This is a genomic window from Ramlibacter sp. (assembly GCF_028291745.1).
Lineage (GTDB): Bacteria > Pseudomonadota > Gammaproteobacteria > Burkholderiales > Burkholderiaceae_C > Ramlibacter.
Genome location: NZ_JAQGNQ010000030.1, coordinates 19,452 through 29,136, shown reverse-complemented (window position 1 = coordinate 29,136; position 9,685 = coordinate 19,452). Strand labels below are relative to the sequence as shown.

Sequence of the window (9,685 nt, the reverse complement as noted above, 5' to 3'; positions counted from 1 at the left end):
CCTACGTTTACGCGGTGGCGAAGGCCTGCGACCGCGGCGAGACCAGCCGCAAGGACGCGGCCGGCGCGATCCTGTACGCCGCCGAACGGGCGACCTGGATGGCGCTGGAGGCGATCCAGTGCCTGGGCGGCAACGGCTACATCAACGACTACCCCACCGGACGGCTGCTGCGGGACGCCAAGCTGTACGAGATCGGCGCCGGCACCAGCGAGATCCGCCGCATGCTGATCGGGCGGGAGTTGTTTGCCGAGACGATGTAGGCCCGGCGCAGGACGACAATAGCCGCCATGCCATTGACCATCCAGGACCTCTTCTCCCACAACCGCGCCTGGGCCGCCGAGATGGAGAACACGCGGCCGGGCTTCTTCAGCCGCCTGGTCAAGCAGCAGACGCCCCGGTTCATGTGGATCGGCTGCTCCGACAGCCGCGTGCCGGCCAACCAGATCACCGGGCTGGAGCCGGGCGAGGTGTTCGTGCATCGCAACGTGGCGAACATCATCGTCCACTCCGACCTCAATGCACTCTCTACCGTGCAGTTCGCGGTGGACATGCTGAAGGTGCAGGACATCATGGTGGTGGGCCACTACGGCTGCGGCGGCGTGCTGGCCGCGCTCAACGGCTCGCGGATCGGCCTGGCCGACAACTGGATCCGCCACATCCAGGACGTGCGCGATCGCCACCGCGGCATTCTCGAGAACACGGCGCCGGAGCAGCGCGGCGACGCGCTGGTCGACCTGAACGTCATCGAGCAGGTGGTGAACCTGTGCGTCAGCACGGTGATGGTCGATGCCTGGGCCAAGGGCCAGCCGGTGCGCATCCACGGCTGGGCCTTCGGCGTGCACGACGGCCTGTTGCAGGACCTGGGCATGACCGTGAACAGCAGCGAAGCCATTGAGCCGATGTACCGTGCGGCGGTCGAAGGCGTGATCCGCAAGCGCACTTGAACCAGCCGACGATCAGGAGGTGAGCGCATGAAGAGGCTGGCATCGGTGGCCACGGCACTCCTCGTCGGCCTGGGCGCAAGCAGCGCGCAAGCGCAGACGCCGCAAGTCGTCGACCTGCCGACGCGACCCGGGGTCACCCTGCGCATGCTCACCATCGAGCCTGCGTCCCCGGCATCGGTGGTCGTCCTGATCTCCGGCGGCGCGGGCCAGCTCGATATCGCCGCCAACGGCTACATCCGCCGTGACCGCAACTTCCTGGTTCGTTCGCGCGGGCTGTTCGCCGATCGTGGCCATGCCGTGCTGGTGCTCGATGTGCCGAGCGACCACGCCCGGCCCCCGTATCTGGGCGGCGACTTCCGCGCCAGCGCCGAGCATGCCGCGGACCTCGGTGCCGTCATCGCCTGGGCGCGCACGCACTATGGCAAGAAGGTCTGGGTCGTTGGCACGAGCCGCGGCACGCACTCGGCCGCGACCGCCGCGACGCAGTTGCAGGGCGAGCGCGCGCCCGACGGCATCGTGCTCACGTCGACCATCCTCGGGCATTCCAGCTTGGGCGAGAGCACGGCGCCGCCGCTCACCGAAATGGACCTCACGGGCTTGAAGATGCCGGTGCTGGTCGTGCATCACGAGCAGGATCCGTGCGGCGTCTGCAAGCCCGCTCTGCTGCCGGAGTTGCTGAAGCACCTGCCGCCGGGCACACCGCTGCACACCTTCAACGGCGGCCAGTCGCGCGGCGCGCCCTGCGATGCGTTCTCCCATCACGGCTTCAACGGCATCGAGGACCAGGTGGTGGAGGACATCTCCGCGTTCATCCGCAGCCGCCCATGAGCGAGGAGTGGCACGACTGGTGGGAGGTGGCGAGCTTCGTCGTCACGACGCTCGGCCTGCCCTTCGCCATCCTGTTCTTTGCCTGGGAGCAACGCAAGGAGCGCGACAACGAGGACGAAGAGGGCTACCAGCTGCTCTCCAATGCGTACAACGATTTCCTCAAGGTGGTGCTCGCGCACCCCGACCTGCACCTGCGCAGCCAGGACCCGTTGGTCGACCCCAGCTCGGAGCAGCGGGAGCGCATGCTCGTGATTTTCGATATGCTGATCTCGCTGTTCGAGCGGGCCTACCTGGTCGCCTACAAGCCCAAGATGAGCGAGACGGAGGCACGCCGCTGGAACAGCTGGGACGACTACATGCGCGAATGGTGCACGCGCAAGGATTTCCATCACGCCCTGCCGCTGCTGCTGCATGGCGAGGACCCCGAGTTCCGCGAATACATCGTCCGCATCGCCGAGGAAGAAGGCGGGCCCATTCCCGACATCCCCGCGGCCGCCCAGGCCGCTTGAATCCAAGGAGAACACCATGGCTGAATCCATTGTCATCGTCGGCGCCGCCCGCACCCCCATGGGCGGCTTCCAGGGCGACTTTTCCACGCTGTCCGCGCACGACCTCGGCGGCGCCGCGATCAAGGCGGCGGTCGAACGCGCCGGCATCTCCAGCGACGCGGTCGGCGAAGTCCTGATGGGCAACTGCCTGATGGCGGGCCAGGGCCAGGCGCCCGCGCGCCAGGCAGCATTCAAGGCAGGGCTGCCCAAGAGTTCGGGCGCCGTCACGCTGTCCAAGATGTGCGGCTCCGGCATGAAGGCCGCGATGTTCGCGCACGACATGCTGCTGGCCGGCACGCACGAGATCATGGTGGCGGGCGGCATGGAGAGCATGACCAACGCGCCCTACCTGCTGCTCAAGGGCCGCGGCGGCTACCGGATGGGGCACGACAAGGTCTACGACCACATGATGCTCGATGGCCTGGAAGACGCGTACCAGGCCGGCCGCTCCATGGGCACCTTCGGCGAGGAATGCGCGGCGAAGTACAAGTTCTCGCGCGAGGCGCAGGATGCCTTCGCCACCTCCTCGGTGCAGCGCGCCAAGAAGGCGACGGAGAGCGGCGCCTTCGCCACCGAGATCACGCCCGTGACGGTGACGACGCGCGCGGGCGAGAGCGTGATCTCCATCGACGAAGGCCCGGGCCGCGTCAAGCTCGACAAGATCCCGCAACTGAAGCCCGCCTTCAAGAAGGACGGCACGATCACGGCCGCATCCTCCTCGTCGATCAACGACGGCGCGGCCGCTCTCGTGATGATGACCGAGAGCATGGCCAGGCGCCTGGGCGTGAAGCCGCTCGCGCGCATCGTCGCCCATTCGACCCACGCGCAGGAGCCGGAGTGGTTCACCACCGCACCGGTGGGCGCTACCCAAAAGCTGCTGGCGAAGACCGGCTGGAAGGCGTCCGACGTGGACCTGTGGGAAGTGAACGAGGCCTTTGCCGTGGTGCCCATGGCGCTGATGACGGAACTGGCCGTGAGCCACGACATCGTCAACGTCAACGGCGGCGCCTGCGCGCTCGGCCACCCGATCGGCGCCTCGGGCGCCCGCATCATGGTGACGCTGCTGCACGCGCTGAAGGCGCGCGGCGGCAAGCGCGGGATCGCGACGCTGTGCATCGGCGGGGGCGAGGGGACGGCGGTGGCGCTGGAACTGCTTTGACCTTCGGATCTCTTGCGCATGTTGGATGTCATTGCGGGCTTGACCCGCAATCCAGGCTGTCGCTGTCATCCCGGCTCGACGCCGGGATGACAGCCATCTCTCCCATCCCCTCGCAACCATGACCATCCTCATCCTCGGTGCCTCCCGCGGCCTCGGCCTCGAGTTCGTGCGCCAGTACCGCGCCCAGGGCGAGCGCGTGATCGCCAGCGCGCGCGACGCGGAGGGGCTCGCGCGCCTGCAGGAGCTGGGCGCGCAAGCCCTCAAGGTCGATGTCACGGATCCGGCCAGCGTCAGCGGGCTCGGCTGGCAGCTCGATGGCGAGAAGATAGCCCTCGCGCTGTACGTTGCCGGCGCGATGGCGCGCGGTGGCGCCACCGAGCCGCCGGCGCGCGCCGACTTCGATCGCGTGATGCACACCAACGTGCTGGGCGCGATGCAGGTGATCCCGCAGCTGGCGCCGCTGGTCGAGGCGGCCGGCGGCCGCTTCGTCTTCATCAGCAGCGACATGGGCCGCATCGGCGCGACCGACAACAGCCACAGCTGGGTGTACCGCGCCAGCAAGGCGGCCCTCAACATGGCGGTGGTCGCCGCCCAGCCCGATTACCCGGAGGCGATCTTCGTCGCCATGCACCCGGGCTGGGTGCAGACCGACATGGGCGGGCGCGAGGCGCCGCTCACTCCCCAACAGAGCGTCATGGCGATGCGCAAGACCATTGCGGGCCTGGGCCCCGGCGACCGTGGCTCCTTCGTCTCGTACGACGGCCGCCGCGCCGAGGGCTGGTAGCCCGAGCCCCACGATGCTGCTGAACCCCGACCAGGAAATGATCCGCGACGCCGTGCGCGACTTCGCGCGCGAGCAGCTCTGGCCGCACGCCGCGCGCTGGGACCGCGAGCACGTCTTCCCGCGCGAGGCGCACCAGGGCCTGGCCGCGCTCGGCGCCTACGGCATCTGCGTGCCCGAGGCTTATGGCGGCGCCGGGCTCGACTACCTCAGCCTGGCGCTGGTGCTGGAGGAAATCGCCGCCGGCGACGGTGGCACCAGCACCGCCATCAGCGTCACCAATTGCCCGGTCAACGCGATCCTGATGCGCTATGGCAGCGAGGCGCAGAAGCAGCAGTGGCTCACGCCGCTCGCGCGTGGCGAACTGCTGGGAGCCTTCTGCCTGACCGAGCCGCATGTGGGCAGCGATGCGTCGGCCTTGCGCACGACGGCCCTTCGCGATGGCGGCGGCTACGTCATCAACGGCGTCAAGCAGTTCATCACCAGCGGCAAGAACGGCCAGCTCGCCGTGGTGATCGCCGTGACCGACAAGGGCGCGGGCAAGCGGGGCATGGGCGCCTTCCTGGTGCCGACCGACACGCCCGGCTACGTGGTTGCGCGCCTGGAAGACAAGGTGGGCCAGCATTCCAGCGACACGGCGCAGATCCGGTTCGAAGACTGCCGCATTCCGGCGGAGAACCTGATTGGCGAGGAGGGCGAGGGCTACCGCATCGCGCTGTCGGCGCTGGAAGGCGGCCGCATCGGCATCGCGGCGCAGAGCGTCGGCATGGCGCGCAGCGCCTTCGAGGTTGCCTTGCAGTACGCCAAGGACCGCCAGAGTTTCGGCACGGCCATCTTCAACCACCAGGCCGTGGGCTTCCGCCTGGCCGACTGCGCCACCCGGCTGGAGGCCGCGCGCCAGTTGGTCTGGCATGCGGCGACGCTGCGCGATGCCGGCAAGCCCTGCCTGAAGGAAGCCGCCATGGCCAAGCTGTTTGCCAGCGAGATCGCCGAAGAGGTCTGCAGCGCCGCCATCCAGACCCTGGGCGGCTATGGCTACGTGCAGGACTTTCCGGTGGAGCGGATCTGGCGCGACGTGCGGGTGTGCCAGATCTACGAGGGCACGTCGGACGTGCAGAAGATCCTGATCCAGCGCGCGCTCTAACGCACCTGCTGCTCCAGGTAGCCCCGAAACGCGATGACATCGCCTTTCTCCAGCAGCTCGTGGACCCCCATGGCCGCGCATTCGGCGCGCGTTTCGCGCCAGAGGTGATCGCCCAGGGCCACCAGGCGTCCGGGCTTCGGATCCTCCAGCAGGCGGGCCACCACCTGGCGCGTGCCGTCCTGCTTCAGCCCCAGGTCGACGAAGGAGATGTGCCAGCCGCTGCGGTCCCACACCGTCCAGTCCACCACGTCCTGCGGCGTGGTGAAGGCGCCGGCCAGCTGCAGGCCGGCGATCGAGCGCACCACTTCGGACAGGCGCAGCAGCAATTGCGCGTTGTCCACGACCAGCAGCACGCGCAAGGGGCCGCCGACCCGCAGGCGGTGGGTCTTGGCAGGTTCGGGAACTGATTGCATCGGCAACGAATATACGATGCCAATGCTTACTTTTAGCCGACAAGCAGAGGTCCTTGCGGCCTGAGCCGCATCCCCACCATGTCCCTTCCACCCGACAGCCCCTGCCCCTGCGGGCGCCTCGACGCCCGCCGCCGCCCGCTGCCCTTCGCGCGCTGTTGCGGCGCCTGGCTTGCCGATTTCGCGCACCAGCCCGCGCCCGATGCGCAAGCGCTGATGCGCTCTCGCTATACGGCCTTCGTGCTCGAGGACCGGGCCTACCTGCTTGCCACCTGGCATCCCTCGCGGCGGCCGGCGGAGATCGCCTTCGAGCCGGGCACCCGATGGCTGGGCCTGGAAGTACGCGCCCACCGCCGGCTGGACCCGCAGCACGCCGAGGTCGAGTTCGTCGCGCGCTCGCGCCACGCGGGACGCGCCCACCGCCTGCACGAGCGCAGCCGCTTCGTGTGCGAGGATGGCCGCTGGTTCTATGTGGATGGAGATGTGGAGTGAGCGGGCGATTCGATGCGGTGCTGTTCGATTGCGATGGCGTGCTGGTGGACAGCGAGGGCATCACCAACGGGGTGCTGCGGGACATGCTGGAGGAACTGGGCTGGAGCCTGAGCCGTGAGGAGTGCATGCGCATCTTCGTCGGCAAGGCGGTCAAGGACGAACGCGCGCTGATCGAGCGCCACACCGGCCAGCCGCTCACCGAGGAATGGTTCGTGCGCTTTCGCGAGCGCCGCAACGAAGGCCTGATCGCCCGCGTGGCCGCCATCCCGCACGCGGTGCCGGCGGTGAGCGCGATCAGCGATCGCTACCAGGGCCGCATCGCCTGCTGCTCGGGCGCCGACCGCTGGAAGGTGGAGATGCAGCTGGCCAAGTGCGGCCTGCTGCCCTTCTTCGATGGCCGGATTTTCAGCGGCCACGAGATGCCGCGCTCCAAGCCCGCACCGGACGTCTACCTGGCCGCCATGACGGCGCTGGGCGTGCTGCCGGAACGTTGCGCGGTGATCGAGGACACGGTGACCGGGGTCACCGCCGGGATCGCGGCTGGCGCGACCGTGTTCGGCTACAGCCCCCCGGAGGCAGGCCACGACGTGCCCGCCGCGCTGCGCGCTGCCGGCGCGACCGTGATCTTCACCGGCATGGAGAAATTGGTCGACTTGCTGTAGAAGAAAGCTTGTCGGCGTCTTCCTACACCGCGTGCTCAACCGCACGCCAATAATGGCGGTCCCCTTTCCGGCCCCACCCAATGACCCAAGAAACCGCGGCCGTGCTCCAGCTCCTGGACCAGCACGAAGAACAGATCATGACCGAGTGGCTGCAGGAGGCGGGCTCGGGATCGAGCCGCGTCACCGATGCCGGGCGGCGCGCCATGCGCTCCGAGGCGCAGGAACTCGCGCAGGCGGTGCGCAGCGCCTTCAAGGCCGGGGCGGATCCGGACGACCTGCAGACAGCCGCCTGGTCGGATCTGCGCCAGGCGCTGGAGGCGCTCTCGCGCTCCCGCGCGGCGCAAGGGCAGTCGGCGGGCGACACCAGCGCCTTCGTGCTCGCGTTCAAGCGGCCGGTGTTCACCCTCATCCAGCGCGACCTGCCCCTCGAGCGCCAGATGGGCGCCGTGTGGACGGTGTCGACGCTGGTCGATCGCATGGCGCAGCTGACCGTCACCAGCTACCAGCTGACCCGCGAAGAGCTGATCAAGCGGCAGCAGCAGGACCTGCTGGAGCTCTCCACGCCGGTGATCAAGCTGTTCGAAGGCGTGCTGGCCGTGCCCATGATCGGCACGCTCGATTCGGCCCGCACCCAGGTGGTGATGGAGACGCTGCTGCAGCGCATCGTCGACACCGGCTCGCGGCTGGCGATCATCGACATCACCGGCGTGCCCACGGTGGATACGCTGGTCGCACAGCATCTGCTGAAGACCGTCAGCGCCATCCGCCTGATGGGAGCCGAATGCATCATCAGCGGCATCCGGCCGCAGATCGCGCAGACCATCGTGCACCTGGGCATCGACCTGCACGGCATCGCCTCGAAGGCCTCGCTGGCCGACGCGCTGGCGATGGCGATGGAGCAGCAGGGTTTCGTCATCACGCGCACGCGCTAAGGGGATGCCATGAATCGCATCCCGATCCTGCAGATGGGTCGCACCCTGCTGGTCACCATCCAGGTGGACATGCAGGACCAGACCGCGCTGGCGCTGCAGGACGACCTGGCCAACAAGATTTCCACGAGCGGCGCCAAGGGCGTGCTGATCGACATCTCGGCGCTCGAGATCGTCGACTCCTTCGTCGGCCGCATGCTGGCCAGCATCTCCGGCATCTCGCGGATCCTCGATGCCACCACGGTGGTGGTCGGCATGCAGCCGGCGGTGGCGATCACGCTGGTCGAGCTCGGTCTGTCCCTGGAAGGCGTACGCACGGCGCTCAACGTGGAGCGCGGCATGGAATTGCTGACGCAGGCCGGGGAGAAGGCACTTGCCCGTTGACGACAACTCCGGCTCGATGCCCTTGCGGTCCGAAGCCGACATCGTCGCCAGCCGGCAGAAGGTGCGTGCGCTCGCGCAGCAGCTGAAGTTCTCGCTGGTGGACCAGACCAAGATGATCACGGCCGCCAGCGAACTCTCGCGCAACACCGTGGTGCACGGCGGCGGCGGCGCCATGCGCTGGGAGCTGCTCGAAGAGGGCGTGCGCCGCGGCCTGCGCCTGCATTTCGAGGACACCGGCCCCGGCATTCCCGATACCAGGCTCGCCCTCACCGACGGCTGGACCTCCGGTGCCGGCATGGGCCTGGGCCTCCCGGGCAGCAGGCGCCTGGTGCACGACTTTGAACTGCACTCCGCCCCTGGCCAGGGCACCCGCGTGAGCATCACCCGGTGGAAATAATCCTCGGCGGCTTCCACGCAGTCTTCCCGATGGAGGAGGCCAGCCGCGTGGGCGAGGCGCGCCGCCATGCGGCGCAGCTGGGCGTCGATGCCGACCTCGACGAAGTCGCGGCGGGGCGGCTGGCGATCGTGGTGACGGAGCTCGCCACCAATCTCGTGCGCCATGCCACGCACGGCCGCCTGCTGATGGCAGGGCGCCCGGGGCGCGGCGAAGTCGAAGTGCTGTCGATCGACGAGGGACCCGGCATCGCCAACGTGGATCGTTCGATGCGCGACGGCTTTTCCACCGGCGGCACGTCCGGCACGGGCCTGGGCGCCGTCCGCCGCCTGGCGCAGGACTTCGACGTGCATTCCACGATGCCCGGAGGGACGGTGGTGCTGGCGCGCGTGCGGTCTGCGCAAGCGGCCGAGCCCGCCCAGGGGCTGGCCGCCTGCGTGGGCGCCGTGTCCCTGCGCGCCCCCGGCGAGCAGGTCTGCGGCGACGGCTGGTGCTTTGCGCTCGATGGCGAGCGCGCCGCCGTCATGGTGGCCGACGGGCTGGGCCATGGACCCGACGCCGCCGAGGCCTCGACGGCGGCTCTGCGCGCCTTCGCCGAGCAGCCCATGGCCGGGCCGCGCGAACTGCTGGAGGCCACGCACAGCGCGCTGCGCGGCACCCGCGGCGCCGCCGTGATGGTGCTGCAGGCCGATCCCGCTGCTGCCATCATCCGCAGTGCCGGGGCCGGCAACGTCATGGCCCGCCTGGTGTCCGGCGTGGCCGACCGCACCATCCTCACGCAACACGGCACCGCGGGCGTCGCGGTGCGCTCGATCGACGAGACGCAGACGCCGTGGCCCCCGCACGCGCTGCTCGTGGTGTTCAGCGACGGCATCGGGTCGCGCTGGCCGCCCGAGCTGCTGGCGCCGGTGCTCGGACGCGATCCGGCGCTGGCGGCGGCGCTGCTGGTGCGCGATCATTGCCGGGGCCGCGATGATGCGACCGTCGCCGTCCTGCGGCGCAAGGATTGA

At 69.2% G+C, this 9,685-nt stretch carries 14 protein-coding genes; 13 read left to right on the top strand and 1 reads right to left on the bottom strand.

Annotated features, from left to right (window positions below):
- The 7 genes from JWP60_RS05055 to JWP60_RS05025 form a co-directional block, all read left to right on the top strand.
- On the top strand, positions 1-260 hold a 260-nt coding region (locus tag JWP60_RS05055), incomplete at its 5' end, for an acyl-CoA dehydrogenase family protein (RefSeq protein WP_299787213.1).
- Positions 261-287: 27 nt separating this feature from the next.
- Positions 288-944, top strand: coding sequence for a carbonate dehydratase (gene can, locus JWP60_RS05050; protein WP_299787210.1), 657 nt, complete (start codon positions 288-290; stop codon positions 942-944).
- A gap of 27 nt (positions 945-971) precedes the next feature.
- Complete coding sequence (locus tag JWP60_RS05045; RefSeq protein ID WP_299787207.1) at positions 972-1,772, top strand: alpha/beta hydrolase; 801 nt, start codon at positions 972-974, stop codon at positions 1,770-1,772.
- Positions 1,769-2,281, top strand: a complete 513-nt coding sequence (locus tag JWP60_RS05040) for a hypothetical protein (RefSeq protein WP_299787205.1) — start codon at positions 1,769-1,771, stop codon at positions 2,279-2,281. The genes JWP60_RS05045 and JWP60_RS05040 overlap by 4 nt, the downstream gene beginning before the upstream one ends.
- 16 nt (positions 2,282-2,297) lie before the next feature.
- Positions 2,298-3,479: an acetyl-CoA C-acyltransferase gene (locus JWP60_RS05035; RefSeq protein ID WP_299787202.1), complete on the top strand. Its 1,182-nt coding sequence runs from the start codon at positions 2,298-2,300 to the stop codon at positions 3,477-3,479.
- A 118-nt stretch (positions 3,480-3,597) separates the two neighbouring features.
- Entirely contained in the window at positions 3,598-4,263 is a 666-nt protein-coding gene (locus JWP60_RS05030) for an SDR family oxidoreductase (RefSeq protein ID WP_299787199.1), read from the top strand.
- A gap of 13 nt (positions 4,264-4,276) precedes the next feature.
- A complete protein-coding gene (locus tag JWP60_RS05025) occupies positions 4,277-5,404 on the top strand; it encodes an acyl-CoA dehydrogenase family protein (RefSeq protein ID WP_299787196.1) in 1,128 nt (375 codons plus the stop codon).
- Here JWP60_RS05025 and JWP60_RS05020 read toward each other — a convergent pair.
- Positions 5,401-5,817 (bottom strand): hypothetical protein, encoded by a 417-nt coding sequence (locus tag JWP60_RS05020; protein WP_299787193.1) that lies wholly within the window; start codon positions 5,815-5,817, stop codon positions 5,401-5,403. The genes JWP60_RS05025 and JWP60_RS05020 overlap by 4 nt on opposite strands.
- A gap of 78 nt (positions 5,818-5,895) precedes the next feature.
- Between JWP60_RS05020 and JWP60_RS05015 the strand changes: the two genes are divergently transcribed.
- The 6 genes from JWP60_RS05015 (at position 5,896) to JWP60_RS04990 (ending at position 9,685) form a co-directional block, all read left to right on the top strand.
- Complete coding sequence (locus tag JWP60_RS05015) at positions 5,896-6,306, top strand: YchJ family metal-binding protein (protein ID WP_299787190.1); 411 nt, start codon at positions 5,896-5,898, stop codon at positions 6,304-6,306.
- Complete coding sequence (locus JWP60_RS05010) at positions 6,303-6,968, top strand: HAD family phosphatase (RefSeq protein ID WP_299787187.1); 666 nt, start codon at positions 6,303-6,305, stop codon at positions 6,966-6,968. The genes JWP60_RS05015 and JWP60_RS05010 overlap by 4 nt, the downstream gene beginning before the upstream one ends.
- A gap of 80 nt (positions 6,969-7,048) precedes the next feature.
- Positions 7,049-7,900, top strand: coding sequence for an STAS domain-containing protein (locus tag JWP60_RS05005; RefSeq protein WP_299787184.1), 852 nt, complete (start codon positions 7,049-7,051; stop codon positions 7,898-7,900).
- Between the two features lie 9 nt (positions 7,901-7,909).
- Positions 7,910-8,281, top strand: a complete 372-nt coding sequence (locus JWP60_RS05000) for an STAS domain-containing protein (protein ID WP_299787181.1) — start codon at positions 7,910-7,912, stop codon at positions 8,279-8,281.
- A 16-nt stretch (positions 8,282-8,297) separates the two neighbouring features.
- On the top strand, positions 8,298-8,678 hold the full coding sequence (locus JWP60_RS04995; RefSeq protein ID WP_299787218.1) for an anti-sigma regulatory factor: 381 nt from the start codon (positions 8,298-8,300) through the stop codon (positions 8,676-8,678).
- The gene (locus tag JWP60_RS04990) at positions 8,669-9,685 is read left to right on the top strand and encodes an ATP-binding protein (protein ID WP_299787178.1); all 1,017 of its coding nucleotides are present in this window, start codon (positions 8,669-8,671) and stop codon (positions 9,683-9,685) included. The genes JWP60_RS04995 and JWP60_RS04990 overlap by 10 nt, the downstream gene beginning before the upstream one ends.

Coding starts and splice junctions, on each gene's coding strand:
- can (WP_299787210.1), top strand. CDS start 288: ATGCCATTGACCATCCAGGACCTCTTCTCCCACAACCGCGCCTGGGCC.
- JWP60_RS05045 (WP_299787207.1), top strand. CDS start 972: ATGAAGAGGCTGGCATCGGTGGCCACGGCACTCCTCGTCGGCCTGGGC.
- JWP60_RS05040 (WP_299787205.1), top strand. CDS start 1,769: ATGAGCGAGGAGTGGCACGACTGGTGGGAGGTGGCGAGCTTCGTCGTC.
- JWP60_RS05035 (WP_299787202.1), top strand. CDS start 2,298: ATGGCTGAATCCATTGTCATCGTCGGCGCCGCCCGCACCCCCATGGGC.
- JWP60_RS05030 (WP_299787199.1), top strand. CDS start 3,598: ATGACCATCCTCATCCTCGGTGCCTCCCGCGGCCTCGGCCTCGAGTTC.
- JWP60_RS05025 (WP_299787196.1), top strand. CDS start 4,277: ATGCTGCTGAACCCCGACCAGGAAATGATCCGCGACGCCGTGCGCGAC.
- JWP60_RS05020 (WP_299787193.1), bottom strand. CDS start 5,817: ATGCAATCAGTTCCCGAACCTGCCAAGACCCACCGCCTGCGGGTCGGC.
- JWP60_RS05015 (WP_299787190.1), top strand. CDS start 5,896: ATGTCCCTTCCACCCGACAGCCCCTGCCCCTGCGGGCGCCTCGACGCC.
- JWP60_RS05005 (WP_299787184.1), top strand. CDS start 7,049: ATGACCCAAGAAACCGCGGCCGTGCTCCAGCTCCTGGACCAGCACGAA.
- JWP60_RS05000 (WP_299787181.1), top strand. CDS start 7,910: ATGAATCGCATCCCGATCCTGCAGATGGGTCGCACCCTGCTGGTCACC.
- JWP60_RS04995 (WP_299787218.1), top strand. CDS start 8,298: ATGCCCTTGCGGTCCGAAGCCGACATCGTCGCCAGCCGGCAGAAGGTG.